The sequence below is a fragment of the Polynucleobacter sp. MWH-Braz-FAM2G genome, assembly GCF_018687635.1.
Taxonomy (GTDB): domain Bacteria; phylum Pseudomonadota; class Gammaproteobacteria; order Burkholderiales; family Burkholderiaceae; genus Polynucleobacter.
In genome coordinates, this window is sequence record NZ_CP061300.1 from 498,326 (window position 1) to 517,574 (window position 19,249).

The 19,249-nt window shown below is 43.8% G+C and carries 20 protein-coding genes; 12 read left to right on the forward strand and 8 right to left on the reverse strand.

Annotated elements, in window-relative coordinates:
- Positions 1-10: 10 nt before the first annotated feature.
- Complete coding sequence (locus FD973_RS02675) at positions 11-895, reverse strand: bifunctional enoyl-CoA hydratase/phosphate acetyltransferase (RefSeq protein WP_215324099.1); 885 nt, start codon at positions 893-895, stop codon at positions 11-13.
- A gap of 63 nt (positions 896-958) precedes the next feature.
- Positions 959-1,759: an IclR family transcriptional regulator gene (locus tag FD973_RS02680; RefSeq protein ID WP_215324100.1), complete on the reverse strand. Its 801-nt coding sequence runs from the start codon at positions 1,757-1,759 to the stop codon at positions 959-961.
- A gap of 190 nt (positions 1,760-1,949) precedes the next feature.
- On the opposite strand from FD973_RS02680, the gene FD973_RS02685 reads away from it, so the two are divergent.
- Genes FD973_RS02685 through FD973_RS02695 form a run of 3 tightly spaced genes read left to right on the forward strand, consistent with a single transcriptional unit; the run spans position 1,950 to position 5,931 of the window.
- On the forward strand, positions 1,950-2,936 hold the full coding sequence (locus FD973_RS02685) for a tripartite tricarboxylate transporter substrate binding protein (protein ID WP_215324101.1): 987 nt from the start codon (positions 1,950-1,952) through the stop codon (positions 2,934-2,936).
- A 42-nt stretch (positions 2,937-2,978) separates the two neighbouring features.
- Positions 2,979-4,388, forward strand: a complete 1,410-nt coding sequence (locus FD973_RS02690) for an aldehyde dehydrogenase family protein (protein ID WP_215324102.1) — start codon at positions 2,979-2,981, stop codon at positions 4,386-4,388.
- A 7-nt stretch (positions 4,389-4,395) separates the two neighbouring features.
- Complete coding sequence (locus tag FD973_RS02695; RefSeq protein WP_215324103.1) at positions 4,396-5,931, forward strand: AMP-binding protein; 1,536 nt, start codon at positions 4,396-4,398, stop codon at positions 5,929-5,931.
- Between the two features lie 22 nt (positions 5,932-5,953).
- Here FD973_RS02695 and FD973_RS02700 read toward each other — a convergent pair whose 3' ends face one another.
- From FD973_RS02700 to FD973_RS02715, 4 genes are read right to left on the reverse strand one after another with little or no spacing between them, the layout of a single operon-like run.
- Positions 5,954-6,757, reverse strand: a complete 804-nt coding sequence (locus FD973_RS02700) for a sulfite exporter TauE/SafE family protein (RefSeq protein WP_215324104.1) — start codon at positions 6,755-6,757, stop codon at positions 5,954-5,956.
- A complete protein-coding gene (locus FD973_RS02705) occupies positions 6,757-8,367 on the reverse strand; it encodes a GMC family oxidoreductase (protein ID WP_215324105.1) in 1,611 nt (536 codons plus the stop codon). Before FD973_RS02705 ends, FD973_RS02700 begins: the two co-directional genes overlap by 1 nt.
- 6 nt (positions 8,368-8,373) lie before the next feature.
- Complete coding sequence (locus FD973_RS02710) at positions 8,374-9,201, reverse strand: 3-keto-5-aminohexanoate cleavage protein (RefSeq protein WP_215324106.1); 828 nt, start codon at positions 9,199-9,201, stop codon at positions 8,374-8,376.
- Positions 9,202-9,216: 15 nt separating this feature from the next.
- Positions 9,217-10,029, reverse strand: coding sequence for an IclR family transcriptional regulator (locus tag FD973_RS02715; RefSeq protein ID WP_215324107.1), 813 nt, complete (start codon positions 10,027-10,029; stop codon positions 9,217-9,219).
- Between the two features lie 113 nt (positions 10,030-10,142).
- Here FD973_RS02715 and accB point away from each other — a divergent pair, with 113 nt between their 5' ends.
- The 7 genes from accB (at position 10,143) to FD973_RS02750 (ending at position 16,106) form a co-directional block, all read left to right on the forward strand.
- On the forward strand, positions 10,143-10,703 hold the full coding sequence (gene accB, locus FD973_RS02720) for an acetyl-CoA carboxylase biotin carboxyl carrier protein (protein WP_251368814.1): 561 nt from the start codon (positions 10,143-10,145) through the stop codon (positions 10,701-10,703).
- Positions 10,703-12,160, forward strand: a complete 1,458-nt coding sequence (locus FD973_RS02725) for a pyruvate carboxylase subunit B (protein ID WP_215324108.1) — start codon at positions 10,703-10,705, stop codon at positions 12,158-12,160. The genes accB and FD973_RS02725 overlap by 1 nt, the downstream gene beginning before the upstream one ends.
- 59 nt (positions 12,161-12,219) lie before the next feature.
- Positions 12,220-13,503: an ABC transporter substrate-binding protein gene (locus tag FD973_RS02730; protein WP_215324109.1), complete on the forward strand. Its 1,284-nt coding sequence runs from the start codon at positions 12,220-12,222 to the stop codon at positions 13,501-13,503.
- A 6-nt stretch (positions 13,504-13,509) separates the two neighbouring features.
- Entirely contained in the window at positions 13,510-14,283 is a 774-nt protein-coding gene (locus FD973_RS02735) for an ABC transporter permease (RefSeq protein ID WP_215324110.1), read from the forward strand.
- Between the two features lie 36 nt (positions 14,284-14,319).
- Positions 14,320-15,096 (forward strand): ABC transporter ATP-binding protein, encoded by a 777-nt coding sequence (locus tag FD973_RS02740; RefSeq protein ID WP_215324111.1) that lies wholly within the window; start codon positions 14,320-14,322, stop codon positions 15,094-15,096.
- 29 nt (positions 15,097-15,125) lie between these two features.
- Positions 15,126-15,845: a sulfite exporter TauE/SafE family protein gene (locus tag FD973_RS02745; RefSeq protein ID WP_256442847.1), complete on the forward strand. Its 720-nt coding sequence runs from the start codon at positions 15,126-15,128 to the stop codon at positions 15,843-15,845.
- Positions 15,846-15,947: 102 nt separating this feature from the next.
- Positions 15,948-16,106 carry a hypothetical protein gene (locus tag FD973_RS02750; protein WP_215324113.1) on the forward strand — a complete coding sequence of 53 codons (159 nt, stop codon included), beginning with the start codon at positions 15,948-15,950 and terminating at the stop codon, positions 16,104-16,106.
- A gap of 128 nt (positions 16,107-16,234) precedes the next feature.
- On the opposite strand, the gene FD973_RS02755 is transcribed toward FD973_RS02750, so the two are convergent.
- Both FD973_RS02755 and FD973_RS02760 read right to left on the reverse strand, forming a co-directional pair.
- Positions 16,235-16,399 (reverse strand): hypothetical protein, encoded by a 165-nt coding sequence (locus tag FD973_RS02755; protein ID WP_215324809.1) that lies wholly within the window; start codon positions 16,397-16,399, stop codon positions 16,235-16,237.
- Positions 16,400-16,511: 112 nt separating this feature from the next.
- On the reverse strand, positions 16,512-17,288 hold the full coding sequence (locus FD973_RS02760; protein ID WP_215324114.1) for a ferredoxin--NADP reductase: 777 nt from the start codon (positions 17,286-17,288) through the stop codon (positions 16,512-16,514).
- A gap of 171 nt (positions 17,289-17,459) precedes the next feature.
- Here FD973_RS02760 and FD973_RS02765 point away from each other — a divergent pair, with 171 nt between their 5' ends.
- On the forward strand, positions 17,460-17,945 hold the full coding sequence (locus FD973_RS02765) for a disulfide bond formation protein B (protein ID WP_215324115.1): 486 nt from the start codon (positions 17,460-17,462) through the stop codon (positions 17,943-17,945).
- Between the two features lie 30 nt (positions 17,946-17,975).
- On the forward strand, positions 17,976-19,175 hold the full coding sequence (locus tag FD973_RS02770) for an acetate/propionate family kinase (protein ID WP_215324116.1): 1,200 nt from the start codon (positions 17,976-17,978) through the stop codon (positions 19,173-19,175).
- Positions 19,176-19,249: the final 74 nt, after the last annotated feature.

A 19,249-nucleotide genomic window follows, 5' to 3' on the forward strand; every position in this document is an offset into this window, starting at 1 on the left:
GCCTTCTCAACTATTGAGGATTTTTAGCAAGCAGAATGGCCATCGCAGTCGATGCCACTCTTGAAAAAACAGAATCTGACCGAGAGGTTAAGGTGATCGGAACTTGTGCGCCTAAGATAGTTCCAGCACACTCTGCACCCGCCATATAAACAAAAGATTTGTAGAGAATATTGCCAACTTGTAAATCAGGCATAAGCAAGAGATCAGGATCGCCAGCTACCTTTGAATAAATCCCTTTAGTTCTTGCGGATTGAGCCGATATCGCATTATCAAATCCAAAAGGGCCTTCAATAATTGTGTCTGGAAAAATCGGATGCGCAATATGTTCATCAACAATTTCTTTTGCATCTGTTGTAGATGACATTGCTGGATTGATAACTTCAGTGGCAGCAATAATTGCTACTTTGACGTTGCTAATGCTCAATCTCTTTAAGGCATCTAGACTATTGGCCAGAATTTCTCTTTTGAGTTGGGCATTAGGAGCGATATTGACAACTGCATCAGTCACCCCCAGCAGCTTGTGGTAGCGGGCAAGTTCAAATAAGAAAAGATGGCTTATGCGTTTGTCTGTTCGCAGACCATCGCGACTCACAATCGGCCCCATGAGATCTTCTGTATGCAAAGAACCTTTCATGAGAACTGCGAGCTTTCCTTCTTTCACCATCTCAACCGCCTTTTTAGTGGCTAAGATTGGATCTTTCGGTGTATCCACAATTTGGATGCCATCGAGCGACAGCTCTTCTATGGCGGCAAGTTCTTCAATGTCTTTTTGAGGGCCTATTAGTATCGGAGTGCATAACTGTCTTTTGATAAGATCGAATACAGTTTCTAGAGCTGGTGCACTCAATGGATAGACCACTCCAAGCGGAAGATCACTCTTAGCTTCCTCAATCATTTTTTCTAAGAGCTGGTATTTCACTTTGAGATATGTCCCAATATGGCTGCGTTAACTTACTTACTAGGAAAGTGTTTGAGAAATGCGCTCAGACGCTTCTTTTAACTTGGGAATGTGTTCCATCGCTTGATTTAGTGGGAGTCTAGCGGTAGCGGCATGAACAGCAATAGCTGCAACCACTTCACCCAATGGATCTCTCACTGGAACAGCAACGCAAGAGACGCCTAATACATACTCCTCGTTATCGACTGCATATCCAGTACTCACAATTCTTTCCATTTCTGACTCTAGTAAGTGACGGTCAGTAATTGTTCTGTGAGTAAATTGTTCAAGTGGAAGATTTTCTAAAATCTTTGCACGTTCTTCAGCAGGCTTAAAAGCAAGCAGTAATTTTCCGCTCGCACTACAGTGCGGTGGCAACACTGTGCCAGGTGGTAAATGGAGGCGCAGGGCCCAATTGGCTTCAACGCGGTCTAAATAAAATAACTCTCCACGTTTTAAGACGGCAAGGTTGCAGGTTTCGCCTAAATCAGCAACTAGTTTGCGCAGAATGGTGTGTCTGACAGCTGAAACGGTATCGTGAGTAAGTGTCGACAAAGCTAAATGAGAGAGTCGATCACCGGGAGAATAGGTTCGCCCACCAGGTTCTCTAGCTACTAACCCAGCTTCTTCAAAAATGGCTAAGGTCCTATGCAAGGATGCTTTAGGCATGTTCGTAATTTGCATGAGCTGGGCTAATGTAGCGGGCTGCTGTAAGCCAGCTAAGGCTTCTAATATCACTACCCCTTTAAGCATGGACGAGTTTTCACTTGAGTTATCTCTTTTGGAGGTATCAAGTTGCTCGTTAGTCTCTAATTCAATCATTTGTATTAAATCCCATGAATTGTGCTGTTTTGTTCATTCTAATAGAACAATGTGGTAATTTATAGGAAAAATGTTAGTATTTTTACTTATGCGAAACAACTTGTTCCGTTTAATAAGATCAGTTATGCTGATTCAGGTGGTAAAAAAGGGCTAAAGTAGGTCTGAATGTGGTTTTAACAGGAGATTGGGTATGCGTAGAAGCAATCTATTAGTCGCTGTTTTGTCGATGTTCTTGGCTTTTGCCGGTTCCCTTGGTTGGGCGCAGTTCGCTCTTGGTCAGCCTTATCCCAATAAACCTATTAAATTCATCGTCCCTTATCCTCCTGGTGGCGGTACCGATGTAATTGCGCGCATCATGCAGGAACCATTGGCTCAAGCTCTTGGACAGCAGATCATTATTGATAACCGTGGTGGCGCTGGCGGATCGATTGGAACAGACATTGCTGCTAAGTCACCATCAGATGGCTATACCGTTTTGTTTACGCTGTCTTCACACACGATTAATCCGGCCATTTATCCAAAGCTTGCTTTCGATACTGAGAAAGATTTCTTACCAGTTTCACTAGTCGCATCCTTACCGCAAATATTGGTGGCTAATCCAAACTTTCCAGCAAAAAACGTTAATGAAGTGATCGAGATGGCTAAGGCAAAACCGGATGGCATTGCATACGCCTCAGTTGGTAATGGCTCTCCTGGACATTTAGCTGGCGCCATGATGGCAGGGTCAGCTGGTGTGTCGATGCAACATATCCCATATCGTGGTGGTGGTCCAGCAATCACTGATGTGATCGCCGGTCAGGTTCCTTTGTTGTGGGTTTCGATTCCTGCTGCGGCAAATTATGTCAAGACTGGCAAACTCCGTGCTCTTGCAGTTTCAACGGTAAAGCGCTCCCCAGTTTTTCCTGATGTTCCTACCATGGTTGAGTTGGGTTTTAAAGATTATGAAGTTGATTCTTGGTATGCAATGTTTGTTCCAGCAAAAACACCGCAACCGATTATTGATTCTTTGTATAAGGCTACAGTGAAAGTGCTTGCTGAACCCGCTGTCAAAGAAAAATTATTAGGACAGGGTGCTGAAGCTGTAGGAAGTACGCCTGCACAGTTGGGAGCAATCGTTAAGGCTGAATTGGTGAAATGGAAAAAAGTCACTAAGGAAGCTAGTATCAAAGCGGAATAATCTGAATTAATTCTTTATATATAAGCAAAGATAAGAGTATTTATGACAACGCCAGTCGAAGCCATTATTGAGCGCGGCCGTATCGCTCAAAAGACCTATGAGGCCTATACACAAGCTCAAGTTAATCTGGTGGTTGAAGCGGTAGCTTGGTCGATTCTGGAGCCTAAGCGCAACCAAGAGTTAGCTGAGCTCGCTGTAAAAGATACTGGTCTTGGCGATGTTGCGGATAAATTTAAAAAGAACTTTAGAAAAACTTTAGGATTAGTGCGTGACTTAAGTTATGCAAAAACAGTTGGAATTATTTCTGAGGATTTAAAGACGGGTCTGACAGAATATGCGCGTCCAGTTGGGGTGGTTGCAGCAATTACACCATCAACTAATCCTGGTGCCACACCAATTAATAAGATTTTGAATGCATTGAAATGTCGAAATGCTGTCGTGGTTGCGCCCTCTCCAAAGGGGTATTCCACCTGTGCTCGATTATTAGAATTTGTTCATCAGCAACTCGATCAAGTTAAAGCGCCGAGAGATTTGGTGCAAATGTTGCCATTTCCAATTACCAAAGATTCCACTAATGAATTGATGCGCTTGGCTGACTTAGTTGTAGCCACGGGTTCGCAAGCAAATATTCGTTCTGCATATACCTGTGGCACACCAGCATTTGGTGTCGGCGCAGGCAATGTACTCGTCATTATTGATGAGCATGCTGATGTGGCAAGTGCGGCTAATAAGATTTTGCAATCCAAAACATTTGATAACGCCACGAGTTGTTCTAGCGAAAATGGTGCGGTCATTTGTGGGCAAATTTATGACAAGGCCATTGCTGCGCTTGAGGCAGTTGGTGGCTTAATGCTAGATGCTGCTGACAAGCAACGTTTGCAAGATGTGATGTTCGAAAAGGGCAAGCTTACTTCTGCTTTGACCGCTCAGAGCGCTGCAGTGATAGCTGAAAGGGCTCAATTGCAACACCCAAAAGCAAAATCAGCTAAATTTTTTATGGTGGAAGAGCAGGGGTATGGACCTTCCGCGCCATTTTCTGGGGAGAAATTAAGTCCAGTGCTAACAGTTTGGAAGGTGGAGAACTTTGAAGCCGCCAAAGAGTTGATTTCCAATGTCTACGCTTATCAAGGTGCAGGACATTCGGTTGGATTACATACCGCCCAAAGTGGCGAGGTTCTTGAATCTAGAGCTGCAGCGCTCGCTCAACAATTGCCCGTTGCCAGAATTATTGTGAATCAAGCGCACGCTATTGCTACAGGCGGTAGTTTTGAAAACGGCTTACCTTTCTCTTTATCCATGGGTTGTGGAACATGGGGAAAAAATAACTTCTCAGAGAACATGAATTATCGCCATTATCTAAATATCACGAGAGTGGTAAGACCAATTCCTGAGCATGTTCCGAAAGTAGAGGATTTGCTGAAAGAATATTTCAGTCGCTTTCCGCAGGCTTAATTGATATATGACTGCTTCTTGTAAGAGTTTGGGCGAGGTACTTTCCTATTGGGAATCGGTTCAGCCTAAAAAACCATTTCTATTTGCTCCAGAAATTAAAGCTGAGTTGACTTATGGGCAACTTGCGAAAGAAGCACGTCATTTTTCGACTTGGTTAGAACAGCAGGGTATTTCTGCACAAGGCAATGTTGGTTTGTATATGCAAAATGGACGCCAAACCAGCACCATCTTTTTGGCGACCATGTCATGTGGTCGCGTGATTACGCCTTTAAACCTCTTGGCTCCCACTGATCAATTGGCTTGGGTTTTAGATCATAGCGATATCGAGGTGTTGTTCTACTCTCCAGACAAGAAGCAAAGTTTATTTGCCGCCCTAGAAAAAGCGAAGAGAAAATTCCTATTAATAGAGCTCGATCCAGATGCTGATGCAGGACCTTTTATGCAATGCGATCCTGGCACCCTTCCGGAAGTGGATTCTTCAAGGCCGGCTTTGCTAATGTATACCTCTGGTACAACGGGCACTCCTAAAGGGGTATTGCTTACACATGCCAATTTATTACATGCCGCACGCTCTATGGCGGCTTGGCATTCGTTAACGCAGGCAGATACTGTGCTCAGTTCATTGCCGATCTATCACATTAATGGGCAGGTGATATCCACTATTACTCCATTTGTATCCGGTGGGTCTGTGGTAGCCCCTCATGCCTTTTCAGTCTCAAGTTGGTGGAATTTAGCCATTCATTATCGGTGTACATGGATCAATATGGTGCCAACCATCATTGCGTATTTGATTAATGCTGCAAAGAGCGGTGGCGCATTACCAAGTCGCGAGGAATTAAAGTCCATTCGTTTTGGAAGATCCGCATCTGCACCTTTGCCGCCCGAGCATCATCGCGAGTTTGAAAGTCTTTTCGGAATTACAGTAATTGAAGGCATGGGCATGACAGAATCGGCTTCAATGGTTTTTTGTAATCCACATGATGACAGTAGGCGCTACGGCAGTCCTGGCAAGCCTTGCGGAGTGGAAGCCAAAGTGATTGATCCTGATGGCAATCCTCTTGGAAATAATATTGTTGGAGAAATCTGCTTGCGCGGAGGCAATGTTCTTAATGCCTATTACAAAGCAGAAGCGGAAACTCAGAAGGCTTTTGATAGTGAAGGGTGGCTAAAGACTGGCGATTTGGGTTTGCGTGACGACGATGGTTTTTATTTCATTACTGGACGCCTCAAAGAGCTCATCATTAAAGGTGGAGAAAACATTGCCCCCCGAGAAATTGATGAAGCAGTATTGAAGCATCCCGGTGTACTGGACGCTGCAGCAGTTGGCATTCCTGACTCAAATTATGGCCAAGAGATTATGGTGTGCATCGTACTGAAACCAGGTGCTACATGCTCTGAAGAGGAAATGCGCGCATTCTGTATGAATGAGCTTGGGAAATTTAGAACGCCTAAGATAATTCTTTTTATGGAAGATCTTCCACGTGGACCATCTGGCAAGGTACAGCGCTTAAAGTTGTTAGATGTAGCACCTAAAGTACATTAGACGCTTTATTTATATAGAGTTATCAGCTGAATGAGCGAGCGATAACCCAGATGCCTAAGCTAATCAAATAGCAGCCTAGCAAACGTTGTCGAATTCCATCTTTCATTTTGACTAATTTTCCTGCGGCAAGTGTTTGAGTTAGTGCAGCGCTTACTCCAAGTATCAGTATCAAAATCAGCATGCTGCTGTCAATGCTGTCAGGCCCATGCACACCTACCCAAGCTGTGCTCAAAGTCGCAAGACTCACAATAGATGTAGCCGAGACAAATAGAATTGATATGTCAACGCAAATCGCAATCGGCAAGCCAACCCACATCGTTAATAGTGGCATTAACAAGGTTGCTCCACCAAGACCAAAGAGTGCAGATGAGATCCCAGAGATAGCCCCCACAGTAATCAACTTATAAGTGCTTGGCTTTGTCGATATATTTTCAGATTGGGCAGAGGGAGCTTTGCCAAAAAGAGTCCATAAACCGATTAAGACGATAGTTCCAGAAAAGCCGAGACGCAATGCTTTATCAGCTAGTTGAGTAGCCGCAAAGCTAGCCAAGAGAATAAAAGGCATCGCGCTCAAAATTAGTAGATTGGCGACACCCCGCTCTTTTTTGTCTCCTAATAAAACCTTAATGGCGCGAGGCAAAGCACCAATAACGATAGTGCATAGACTGCCAATAACAATTAATTGGAAAGGGGGGTGAGTATTGTTAGGTACCGCCCAGAATGCTGCATCTAATGCTGGGACAATAAATGCGCCACCACCAATGCCAAAAACGGCCATGAGTAAGCCAGTCATTACTCCAATCAAGGAAAAGATTGCGTAGTGCATTAGTTGGATTGGATCTTTCCTAGAATGAGGTCGGCAGCTCTTTCAGCAAGCATTACTGCGGGCCAGTTGGTATTGCCAGAGGGTAAAGTAGGCATTGCAGAGCAATCCACCACTCGAAGACCTTGCACCCCACGTACGCGTAATGACGAGTCCAAAACAGCCATGGGGTCGTCATCTCTTCCCATTTGACAAGTGCCAGTAGGATGAAAAATGGTTGCGCCATTATTGCGACAGAACTCTAATATCTCCTCATCAGATTGTGGATTATTTGGTTTTACCTCTCGCACTATCAAAGAGCGCAATGGCTCAGTCTGTGCAATTTTTCGAGCATATTTAACGGCAGCAATACTAATCTCACGGTCATATGGTGTCGACAAATAGTTTGCAAACATCTTGGGGGGTATCAAGGGATCAGTAGATTGAATGCGAACATGACCACGAGACTCGGGTCTTAACTGACATACCGACATTGTGAATCCAGAGAAGGGGTGAACTTTACCCCCGGCCATTTCAGCGGAAAGGGTGGCTAGATGAAATTGGATATCAGGTGTTTTCGAGTCCTTCATGACGCGTGTAAAAAGGCCGCCTTGATTGATGCCAATAGATAGGGGGCCACCACGAAAGAGAAGCCAGTCTAAGCCCATCTTCAATTGACCAAACCATGAAGAGAGTTGATCGTTGGTGGAGATAGGTTGGTTTAACTCATAAATGAGGCGATGCTGTAGATGGTCTTGTAGATTTTCTCCAACTCCAGGGAGATCTTGAATAATTGGAATATTAAATTCTTGAAGAAGCTTGGCTGGACCAACTCCGGATAACTGTAGAAGTTGCGGGCTTTGGATGGCTCCTGCGCTTAAGATGACTTCTTTATTAGCGCGCACTACGCTTCTGATGCCATTGCGGGTGTATTCCACGCCAACCGCTTTTTTATTTTCAAATATGACTTTACAGGCTTGGCTATCGGTAAAGATTTCTAAATTTTTTCGTTGCTTGGCTGGTTTCAAATATGCCACAGCAGTGCTACAACGAAAACCTTTATGGGTAGTGAGTTGATAGTAGCCAACCCCCTCTTGAGTCAAATTATTAAAGTCATCTGTTTCGGGTACGCCTAGTGCATTTGCCGTCTTCTTGAATGCCTCCACCAATGGATGTTTTTTTGGAATTGAAGAAGCCTTTAGAGGTCCTTTTTTGGAATGCAATGGTTCATCTAAGCGATCGTTACCTTCCGCTTTTTTAAAGTACGGCAATACATCCTCCCAGCCCCATCCTGTATTACCGAGATCGCGCCAAGTATCGTAATCCTCTTTTTGACCACGGATAAATATCAAACCATTAATTGAGCTAGAGCCACCTAGTGTTTTACCTCTGGGCCAATATATTTGCCGATTGTTTACTCCAGGGTCAGGCTCAGTTTGGAATTTCCAATTGAGCTTGGGATCCCACATTGTCTTTGCATAACCTATTGGAAGATGAATCCAAGGTGAACGATCTTTGGGGCCAGCTTCAATAAGACAGACGGAGTTGCTTGAATCTTCTGAGAGGCGGTTCGCTAATACGCAACCAGATGAACCTCCACCCACAATTACATAATCAAATGAAAGATTAGACATGCTGAATTACTTTCTTAAACCCAAGATTTCTCGGGCTTGCGCTGGTGTTGCTACGGAACGGTTATATGCTGGAGCCATTTCAGCTAAGCGTGCAACCAGCTCAGCATTGTCTTTTGCTAAACGGGTTTTATCAAAGCGGGTATTATCTTCAAGACCCGTCCTTACATGGCCTCCTAATTCTAGAGTCCACTCATTTACCGGCAGTTGATAACGTGCGATTCCAGCTGCAGTCCAGGTGGCATCGGGCATCACTGCTTTTAGTTCTGAAATAAGAAATTCGAGGATCGAGCGTCTAGCGGGCATTGCATTTGGAATGCCCATGACAAATTGCACATGAGCCGGAGCTTTTAAAAGCCCGCGTTCTATTAAATTAGCTGCGTTATAGAGCATGGCTAAATCAAATATCTCAATCTCTGGTTTGATATCGTATTTGAGCATCTCGCTAGCAAGACCATCTACAAATTCAGGTGGATTTTCATAGATGCCTGTTGGGAAGTTGACAGAGCCAGTAGCGAGCGATGCCATGTCTGGTTTATGAAAAAGCATTCCACCTCGGGCGGCTTGATCTCTACCGCGGCCACCAGTAGAAAATTGCACAATCATCCCTGGACAATGTTTTTGGATGCCCGCTTGAACTTGTGCATATAAGTCTGGATCTGAGCTTGGTGTTTCATCTGGATTACGGACATGAATGTGTGCAAGAGATGCCCCTGCTTCATATGCCTTATGCGTTTCTTCAATCTGTTCACTGGTAGTTACTGGTAAACCTGGACAATCCTTCTTGCGAGGTATGGCGCCAGTCATTGCAACTGTGATGATTACGGGGGTGGTCATAAGTATTCCGAGAAATTAATTGCTTGTTTCAGATAGGCTACTTTGAATATCCTTCGCAGCGCGCTTTAAAGGTTTGATATAAAAATCGATGGATTTTTCTTGCATGCGAGGCGCTGGGCCATGAGCGGTAATGGTTGCAAAGGTTTTTTGTTTGGAATTCATCACGGGGACGGCGATACCAATAAACCCCTCTAAAAAGGCGGATTCATCAAGGGCGTAACCGTCATTGCGAATTTTCTCCAACTCAGGAATTAGTTTCTTGTAGGAGGTAATCGTATTTGGTGTGTAGGTCTCGAACGGTTCATCACCAAGGGCGCGTTGTACTTGAAGTTCCGTCATCCCCGAGAGAAATAATTTTCCACTGGCTGTGCAGTGCAGCGGCACTCGCATGCCAAGGTCTACGTGAAGACGGATGGGGGCACTGGTCTCAACACGATCTAGATACATCACTTTATTGCCATCTAAAATATTGAAGTTACAGGTTTCGCCAATTTCTTCAACAAGACGTTTCATGACAGCAACGCGTTGTGAGCGTATGGAATCCACAGAAAGAATATTGATCCCCATTATTCGGAGTTTTGCGCTGGGTTGGAAGCGTCTGCCATTGGGATCGCGTTCTATAAAACCCTGAGCAACTAATGTATTTAATAGCCTAAAGGCTGTGGGTTTTGCCAGTCCAGTGCTAGTGGAAATGGTCTCTAGAGTGAGGGGGAATTCCGATTGAGCAATGGTTTCCAGAATGAGCAGTACCTTCTCCGCCATGCTGGATTTGGAGGATTCTTCCAATAATTCTGTTGGAGGGGTAATGCGCGCGAGCTTTTGTGGCATTTATTCAGGGTTATTTGAAGATTTTTGTGTAATTAAGTGTTTACCCTTAAAGCATTTCATCTGATGATACTTTAAATTTCATTAGAGAAAATATTAACTAAAAATACGAGACAGTGCAAACAAAAAAGAAGGTCGCTTCTAAAGCGAAAGAAAATTTAAAGACGCCAAAAAAAGTGACAGCAAAAAAGGCTGTGACTAAGGTTAAGGTGCCACCTGAGTTCACCATGAAACAGGTGAAAGAGATTGTTGCCCTCATTAAAGATGCGGGCACATTTACTACGTTTGGATATAAGACCGATGAATTCGAAATTGAGATTTCAGTAGGGACGCCAACCACTACTGTACCTGCTGCAAATACAGCCCCTGTATCAGCTGTTTCATCGACGCCTGTTGCCGCAGCTATTCCAAGTCACTCATTGTCGCTCTCTGCATCGGAGCGAGTTATTACCAGCCCAATGATTGGAACTTTTTATCGTCGGCCCAGTCCAAGCTCTCCACCTTTTGTTGAGGTGGGCGATAGTGTTACTCCCACAACTGATGTTTGTATTGTTGAGGTCATGAAATTGCTAAATACTATTGCTGCAGAATGCTCCGGTACGGTAACCCGAATCTTGGTAGAGGATGGAGAAACGATTGAAGTAGGGCAACCCTTAATGGTGATTGAGGTTGCTTGATGGCTAGTAAAAAATCATTCGAGATGATCGATGTCACTTTGCGCGATGCGCATCAGTGCCTTTGGTCTACACGCATGACTACTCCTCACATGTATCCAGCCTTAGCTGATATTGATCAGGCGGGCTATAGCTATATCAATATTTTGGGAGGCGCCGTATTCGATGTAATGGTTCGCTTCCTTCGTGAGGATCCATGGAAGCGCATGGAGTTTTTAAGTAAGCAACTATCAACGCCTACCGATGCATTAACGCGTGGTCAAAGTATTTATACCTTTGAATTATTTCCAGATGATGTAGTTGCTTTAAATATAGAGCTATTAGCTCAATCTGGAATCAGGGTGCTAACTGTATATGATGCGTTAAACGATAACCGTAATGTTGAGTCTTCTGTTAAGGCGGGCAAAAAGAATGGCATGTTGATTAATGCCATGCTGACATATGCTTTAAGTCCGGTTCATGATGACGCTTACTTTATTGCGCGCACTCATGAATTGGTGAAGTTGGGGGTAGATTTCATTTCAGTTAAAGATCCCACTGGATTATTAACTCCTGAGCGTGCTGCAACTCTTTTTCCGGCAGTAGTGTCAGCAGCGGGTGGTATTCCCATTAAATTACATTCGCATTGTCAGTCTGGCTTGGCACCGCTGGTGTATGAGGAAGCTATTAAAGCTGGATTTGCTTATGGTTATGTCGCTACAGATTGTTTGGCAAATGGCGCTTCCTTGCCTTCAGTCTTGGATGTGTATGCCAGTGCAAAAAAATTAAGTAGAGCCCCCAAAATGAATCACTCTGCTTTACAAAAGGTAGATGAATATTTTGATTGGATTTGCGCTCGAGATAATTTTTCGCGCGGAGAGAAGGCGAGTTATGACCCAGCCTTGTACGAACATCAAATTCCTGGCGGGATGATTTCTAATTTGCGCGCTCAACTTGCCACCATGGGTATTTCCCACAAAGAAGCTGAAATTTTGGAGGAGACGGCTAGAGTGCGAGAGGATCTAGGTTATCCCATTTTGGTGAGCCCCTTTGCGCAATACATTGTGACGCAGGCTGTTCTAAATGTTATGCAGGGTGAGCGCTATAAAACGATCCCTGATGAAATTAAGCTTTATCTTAAAGGGCATTACGGAAAATTGGCTGGCACTCCAAGTGCTGAGGTTATGAATCGTGCTAATGTCGACTATGACGCCTCCCGTAGACCTGGCGAGTTAATAGAGTCAGCCCTACCAGGCTTGAGAAAAAAATGGGGGCGCGCAGTAAGTAAAGAGCAGTTGAGTCTGCATGCTTTTTATCCGGAACATTTAGCGCTGGGTTTAAAGGATGGGGCGCAGGTCGCTCTTCAACAAGGACCTACATTGCAGCCTTTTACTGAGTTGGTGAAGTATTTAGTTATGAAAAAAGAATATAGAAAAATTAGGACCAAGTTGGGTGGTATAGAGTTAAGCTTCAGCAGTTAGTTTTTTGGCCTTTGCTTTAGGTATCTGGTACAAGAAATTTCATTCTTAAGGAGATCGTAATGAAACAATTTAGCGCATCACGCCGTATCTTTTCAGTACTCGCTGTCGCAATGCTTTCGGGCGCGCCTATGCTCTCAATGGCACAAAACGCTACCAAGTTCAATGACTATGGATGGCCAGAGGGTGCAGATGAAAAAGTGTCCGAAAAATCGGTAGCTTGGTTAAAGAGCAAGGGTTGGTGGCCATTACAGATCGCCTTCCAGCCACCCTGGTCTGGACAAAATACGATTAACTTGGTGATGGACAAAAAAGGTCTCTTAGCAAAGCGCGGTATTGAGTCTAAGCTGCAAGCTTTCCCATCAGGCCCTGCAATTAATGAAGTCATTATTTCTGGACGCTTCCAGTTTGGTAATGGTGGTAATTTCCCCTTTACTTCTTTAATTGATAAAAATATTCCCGTAAAAACGATTGCGGTAATTAATACCAATTTGATGCATGCAGTGTTGGTTCCTTTGGATTCGAAAATCAAATCCTTCAAGGACTTTAAAGGATCTAATCCTCCAGCAACGATCGGTATCGTCACTGGTTCATCTGCTGAGTTTTATATCCAAGCCGCAGCCAAAGCTAATGGTATTGAGATTGGCAAAGACATTATTTTGAAGAATATGCCTCCAGGCGAGCAAATGGCAATGCCTAAAGGTATTGATGCTGTAGTGCCTTGGGATCCAACTCCAACCATCATGGCTAAAGAGCGTAAGAACGCCAGAATTATTAGCGATAGCTACCCATACAATATTTATGAAGGTACTTTCTATGTACGTCAGGAAGTGATCGATAATGCGCCGGATGTTGTACAGGCATTCACTGATGCTATTGCTGAAGCGACTCTCTGGATTCGAAAAAATCCAGATGCGGCCGTGGATGTCATGCAAGAAGATCCAAACTTGAAGAACTACTCCAAAGAGATCTTGCGTCAACAAATTAGCGCCTATAACCTCTTGTATAAGCCTACCTATATCTATCCAATTCCTGTGTTTTGGGGTCGTGCTAATGAGCCAATCTACACATGGCTTTATGAGAACAAGCGTATTCAGAATAAGTTAACTGGTATCGATTTTGCTCGCGCTGTCGACACTCGTTTTATGGATAAGACGTTTGAAAAATTAGGTTGGGCTACCATCACAAGACCACCATTTTTGCCAGCTGATTGGTCTGCGCCAATGGATAAAACACCTTACCCAACTTACATGAATCCATTGAATACCACTAAGCCTCAGGCATTCCCTGAAAAGGGTGACCTGACTCGGGATTGGTCTTTTGATGGCAAGGTTTACAAGAAATAAAGCACCATGCCAATAATAAATTTTTTCAAGCAATTTCGTAGACTCGCTTTATTAGTTATTTTGCTTGCCGCCTGGGAATACGCTAGTCGGTTTATTCTGGATAAAACAGAAGCCACCTTGTTGCCTCCTCCTTCGGGGGTAGCACAAGGGGGTTTTGAATTAATGCAATCAGGAGAAATCTGGAAGCATTTATTCGATAGCTTATCTAGAGAGTTTGTCGCATTTTGTTATGCCTCTGTTGCTATCCCTTTGGGGATAGTGATGGGTTGCTTTAAATGGGTTAACGAGCAGGTGGATCCGATCGTAGAAATTTTGCGGCCGATTCCACCAATCGCCTGGATTCCATTAAGTATCTTATGGTTTGGTGTTGGTAATACTCAAAACCAATTCATTATTTTCTTGGGCATCTTTTTCCCCATCCTATTAAACACAATTGATGCGGTTAAGAATGTGGAGCCAAATCTAATACGTGCGGCTCGCTGCTTGGGTGCTGGCTCATGGGGTGTGATTACTCGCGTTGTATTGCGTGCTGCCCTTCCGCAGATAGTGACTGGTATTCGTATTGGTCTAGGAGTTGGTTGGATGGCTTTGGTGGCAGCCGAATTGGTTGGCGCCAACTCTGGTCTAGGGTTCTTAATTAATGATGCCCGCACTGTTTTACGGACAGACTATATTTTGGTGGGCATGTTGGCGATCGGATTGATTGGTCTTTGTCTCGATAGATTGATTCGATACACCGCCCAAAAACTCATGCCATGGTCTAGAGCGCTGAATGCGTGAAACCTCAATCGACTAAATATTTGAATAGATAGCCCCATGCTTGCACTCAAAGTAGAAAACGTACAAAAAATTTATCCCTCGATGAACGACGGTGGTCAAGAAGTATTGGCAATCGAAAATGTTTCGTTAGAGGTTCGCAAGAATGAGTTTTGCTCCATCCTCGGACATAGCGGGTGTGGGAAAACTACTTTGCTTAATTTGATTGCTGGTTTTGAAGTTCCCACTTCAGGGCGTATTGAGTGTGCGGGAAAATTGGTTGATGGCCCTGGCGCAGATCGCTCTATGGTATTTCAGGATTACGCTCTGTTTCCTTGGCTTACGGTGTATGACAACATTGCGTTTGGTTTAAAAATCAAAGGCACTAGTGCCGATGAAATTAAGCGAATCGTAACTCGCTTTGCTGCGCTGGTGGGTCTTAGTCAATTTACCAATCACTATCCTCATCAGCTTTCAGGTGGCATGCGTCAGCGTGTATCGATAGCTAGAGCGCTCGTTGTTGATCCAACTGTTTTGTTGATGGATGAGCCATTCGCTGCTTTAGATGCCCAGAATCGAGCCATGATGCAAGCTGAAATGATTCGAATTTTGAATGAAGAAAGTAAGACAGTGCTGTTGGTGACTCATAGTATTGAAGAGGCCATCAATCTGTCGGATGTCATTGTTGTGATGACAAAGCGCCCCGGAAAGGTAAAGGAGATTATTCGCGTTCCAGAACCTCGTCGAATGGTCGAAGATACTCCTGCTTATTTAGCGGTTCGCCGACAGATTCGTGATCTGATTGCGGGGGAACATGATGTCAGTGAGGCTCATTGATTTTTGAAAATTCACTCTCAATTTGTTTGTTGATATTCGCAGCAGTTTTTGGCGGATTCATTAGAAGATTGAGTGGGTTTGGTGGGGCGCTCATCATGACGCCCCTTTTAATGTGGGTGTTCCCCATCCCATTTCTGATTCCGATTGTGATGTGTGCGGAGATCTTTGGGGGTGTCTTGCTCTCTAGGCAATGGAAAATTCATTATGAAGATCGCTCCCGTTTGTGGCGGATGTTATTTTTTGCAGGCATTCTTTTGCCGTTCGGAGTTTGGCTGGGAGGGCACATCGAGCCGATTATGCTCAAGATTGCCACCAGTGCAATAGTTCTCTTTTTCGCCAGCTACCTATTGCTTAAGCCTCATGTGCGATTAAATGCTTCGAGCATCCTTGATGGATTTGCCGCTGGATTATCGGGTCTCTTATTGGGTTCTTGTGGGATAGGGGGGCCTCCAGTTGCTCTGTACCTAAATGCTACTAATCAGGCATTTGATAGATCGCGCTCACTACTATCTCAGTTTGTATCAGGTATTTCGGTATTCGCAATTATCACGACCAGCCTGATGGGGGGTGGTTTGGACTGGCTCCCTTATCTTTTGCTCGCAATTCCTGGCTATTGCCTGGGTCTTAGCATTGCCAAAAGTGTTCTGAGGATGCATGCAGTTTCAGATAGTGCGCTAAAAAGACTCTGTTTATTGATTCTGATTGCCAATGCAGTCTTTAATTTGGTGTTTTTGTTTATATTTAAATAGATATAAGTAAATGAAATATATGTTCTTTTCAAATATAAGAAAACCCCCTATTCTGCAAGCTCATTAATCAAATTTGCTTGTTGGAATCAGATAAGGGAGTGCATGATGGGTTACACAATTGAAAACAAACAAGATGCAGCCATTGAATCAGTTTTGCTAAAAACAGAGAATACCTTCATCCCTTCAAAGAATGCCGATCAAGCTGCCAGTGTGCAAGCAACTCCAGCAAGCACTGAAGTGTATTTTCAAATAGAAGATTAATCATTCTTCATTTAGGGGATTGGTGCTCTAGCTGATCGGAGCGCCAAAATAAAAACCGCCAATTGGCGGTTTTTTTTATTTATTTCTTAATTGATCAGCATTAACTTTGCTTGCTGATATCTAGAAATTTAAGAGAAGGATGTTTCGAACTCCGCTGTTTTGATGGCATTCATCAAGAACAGGATTTGTCTTTGAAAACTTTTTCGCTCTGCAACTTTGTCATGTGGGAGTCGATCATGTTCACGCAGGAGGCTAATGATGGCTGGATTGTAGTGTTCTCTGACGGGTGACATTTCTTGTTCCTTGAAACTAATCTCGTTAGAAAGACTGTATCAAGGACGCTATATATTCACAAGGAATATATAGCGATAACTAAACAACTTTTAGATATATAAATTCCCTTATTTATTTTTCCACAAACGCGCGTTCATATACGTAGTCGCCCAGTTGACCTAGACTTGGGGAAACCTTAAAGCCCTTGGAATCGAGCATCTCAGAGGTTTCTTTAAGCATTGAAGGGCTGCCGCAGATCATTGCACGGTCAACCGCTGGATCTAATGGAGGTAATCCAATATCTTTAAAAAGCTGCCCAGATTCAATCGCTGTTGTTAGACGCCCAGTGTGTTTGAACGCTTCTCTAGTTACGGTTGGATAGTAAATCAGCTTTTCGCGAATGAGTTCACCGAGATATTCATCTTGGGTAAGTTCATTTTTGATGTAGTCGCCGTACGCTAACTCACTCACTAAACGCACGCCATGGATCAAGACCACTTTTTCAAACTTGTCATATGTTTCAGGATCACGAATGATGCTCATGAATGGCGCCAAGCCTGTTCCTGTACTAAAAAGGTAAAGATGTTTTCCAGGATTTAAATCGTCGATGACTAAAGTACCAACCGATTTTTCACTAACCAGAATGGGATCGCCTACTTGTATCTTTTGCAAGCGTGAAGTGAGCGGACCATCCTGAACCTTAATGCTTAAAAATTCGAGATGTTCTTCATAGTTAGGGCTTGCAACACTGTAGGCTCTGACGAGAGGTTTGCCTTCAACCTCAAGACCAATCATCAGGAAATGACCGCTGCGAAAGCGCAGGCCTTTATTGCGCGTGGTGGTAAAGCTAAAAAGAGTGTCATTCCAGTGATGGACGGTTAGGACGGTTTCGGTGTTGTAGGCTGCCATAAAAGCTTAATCTTGATGGGGTTGTCTAAAACCTCAATTATCCTCAATCTTGAGGTGCTTCAGGCGCTAACTAGGCCGTAATGAGCTATTTACTTCTTATAAGTTATGCACTTTTGGTAATAAAACACCCAGTTTAGGGACCCTAGGAGCCAATCTCGTTATCATCTTGGGATGCGCCGCAGTCAATATTTATTCCTCTCATTATTCAGCCTGGGATTGGTTATCTTTGCCGTGATCCTTCAGCAAAAGGGGTATCGAGGGGTCAGTTTTTTGCCGTGCCCCTTGTGCATATTGCAAAGAATTGGATATCTAGGAATTGCGATTAGTTGTTTCTTGGCGGCAGGTATTCCCTTCTTGAGAAAGCTATTTCATTTTTTTGCAGTACTTTCGGCCGGCTTTGGAGTAATTATTGCCGGGAAGCAGGTCTGGTTGTTATCCCACCCAGGATCATCTTGCGGAATTGATCCTCTCGAAGTGTGGATCAATCAATTTCAGTTAGCAAAAGCTTTGCCTTGGATATTTAAGGCTGATGGACTTTGTTCTGCTAAATTGCCTGCGATTTTCGGTTTGCAAGTTCCAGAATGGTCTTTGCTTTGGTTTTTCATCTTGCTAATTTTGCTAACTCTGACTTTCTTTAAAAAGGTCAGGGCAGATTAGCCATCTTTATAAAATTCTCTTTATTTCTCCATGGCAATTCTGACAGTTAATGCTGGCTCTTCTTCTTTAAAGTTTTCAATCTATCCAACCCTCAACGATTCCGTATTGCCTTCTATTTTGGCGGGAAGTTTTGAAGGACTTGAGCCAGGTGGAAAGACTGAATTGCGTTATGGCTATCAGGGTATAGAGCATTCGGAGTATTTTGTGGATGCCGATCAGGATCCATTTATTGCGGCATTAATGCATCTCAAAGAACTATTGTTGGGTATTCCAGATCTTCCGCCCATACAAGCCGTATCTCATCGCGTTGTTCATGGTGGCTCAGAATTTTTTCAGCCGACTATTTCTACTGAAGCTATTTTGCAGAAATTATCTGCCATGAGTGCGTTGGCGCCACTTCATCAGCCGCACAGCTTAGATGGGGTTAAGGCTTTCTCTCAAGTCTTTCCAGGAATTCCTCAAGTTCTTTGTTTTGATACCGCCTTTCACAAAACCATGAGTGCTCTTGAAACTTCTCTTGCTTTACCTAAAGAGATTACGGATCAAGGAGTGCGCCGTTATGGTTTTCATGGAATCTCCTATCAGTACATTATTGGTGAGTTGATGGAAAACTCTGGTAGGGCGAGAGATAAAGTGCTTATGGCTCACCTAGGCAATGGAGCCAGTTTGTGTGCTGCTCTAGATGGTAAGAGTGTTGCAACAACAATGGGATTTTCAGCGCTGGATGGCTTGATGATGGGCACACGGAGCGGCTCTTTAGATGCTGGTGTATTGATGTATTTGGTGGAGCGTGGCTATACGCACGACCAACTTCAGGATCTCCTCTATCGCAAAAGTGGGCTTCTAGGAGTATCTACGATCTCTGCTGATATGAGAAAGTTAAGAAACGACCCCAGTCCTTTGGCAAAAGAAGCGATTGAGCTTTTCATCTACAAAATTATTCGTGAAGGCGGAGCAATGATTGCATGCCTAGGCGGTCTTGATTTGATCTCTTTTAGCGGTGGTATTGGCGAACATGATCCCATCGTCAGATCGGCAGTATGTAAAAAATTATCTTGGCTTGGAGTGGAGTTGGATGAGTCGCTGAATCAGGAAGCAATTCATAACCTCACTTTAAGAATTAGCACCCCCCAAAGTCGGGTAGAGGTTTGGGTTGTGCCGACGGATGAAGGGGTGATGACTGCAAAAGAGGCGCTAAGCTTGCTGCGTTCTCAGGGCTTGGCTAAATAGTTTTTAGTGCTGAGCTAATAACTATCTCTTCTTTTACAAGACTTCCTGTAACCCATAACATCACGATTAATCTA

What these genes read in the sequence shown, in the direction of transcription:
- FD973_RS02685 (WP_215324101.1), top strand. Translation starts at nt 1,950, where the DNA reads ATGCGTAGAAGCAATCTATTAGTCGCTGTTTTGTCGATGTTCTTGGCT.
- FD973_RS02770 (WP_215324116.1), top strand. Translation starts at nt 17,976, where the DNA reads ATGGCAATTCTGACAGTTAATGCTGGCTCTTCTTCTTTAAAGTTTTCA.
- FD973_RS02675 (WP_215324099.1), bottom strand. Translation starts at nt 895, where the DNA reads ATGATTGAGGAAGCTAAGAGTGATCTTCCGCTTGGAGTGGTCTATCCA.
- FD973_RS02710 (WP_215324106.1), bottom strand. Translation starts at nt 9,201, where the DNA reads ATGACCACCCCCGTAATCATCACAGTTGCAATGACTGGCGCCATACCT.
- FD973_RS02705 (WP_215324105.1), bottom strand. Translation starts at nt 8,367, where the DNA reads ATGTCTAATCTTTCATTTGATTATGTAATTGTGGGTGGAGGTTCATCT.
- FD973_RS02760 (WP_215324114.1), bottom strand. Translation starts at nt 17,288, where the DNA reads ATGGCAGCCTACAACACCGAAACCGTCCTAACCGTCCATCACTGGAAT.
- FD973_RS02715 (WP_215324107.1), bottom strand. Translation starts at nt 10,029, where the DNA reads ATGCCACAAAAGCTCGCGCGCATTACCCCTCCAACAGAATTATTGGAA.
- FD973_RS02735 (WP_215324110.1), top strand. Translation starts at nt 13,510, where the DNA reads ATGCCAATAATAAATTTTTTCAAGCAATTTCGTAGACTCGCTTTATTA.
- FD973_RS02755 (WP_215324809.1), bottom strand. Translation starts at nt 16,399, where the DNA reads ATGTCACCCGTCAGAGAACACTACAATCCAGCCATCATTAGCCTCCTG.
- FD973_RS02730 (WP_215324109.1), top strand. Translation starts at nt 12,220, where the DNA reads ATGAAACAATTTAGCGCATCACGCCGTATCTTTTCAGTACTCGCTGTC.
- FD973_RS02740 (WP_215324111.1), top strand. Translation starts at nt 14,320, where the DNA reads ATGCTTGCACTCAAAGTAGAAAACGTACAAAAAATTTATCCCTCGATG.
- FD973_RS02725 (WP_215324108.1), top strand. Translation starts at nt 10,703, where the DNA reads ATGGCTAGTAAAAAATCATTCGAGATGATCGATGTCACTTTGCGCGAT.
- FD973_RS02750 (WP_215324113.1), top strand. Translation starts at nt 15,948, where the DNA reads ATGATGGGTTACACAATTGAAAACAAACAAGATGCAGCCATTGAATCA.
- FD973_RS02690 (WP_215324102.1), top strand. Translation starts at nt 2,979, where the DNA reads ATGACAACGCCAGTCGAAGCCATTATTGAGCGCGGCCGTATCGCTCAA.
- FD973_RS02765 (WP_215324115.1), top strand. Translation starts at nt 17,460, where the DNA reads ATGCGCCGCAGTCAATATTTATTCCTCTCATTATTCAGCCTGGGATTG.
- FD973_RS02700 (WP_215324104.1), bottom strand. Translation starts at nt 6,757, where the DNA reads ATGCACTACGCAATCTTTTCCTTGATTGGAGTAATGACTGGCTTACTC.
- FD973_RS02680 (WP_215324100.1), bottom strand. Translation starts at nt 1,759, where the DNA reads ATGATTGAATTAGAGACTAACGAGCAACTTGATACCTCCAAAAGAGAT.
- FD973_RS02695 (WP_215324103.1), top strand. Translation starts at nt 4,396, where the DNA reads ATGACTGCTTCTTGTAAGAGTTTGGGCGAGGTACTTTCCTATTGGGAA.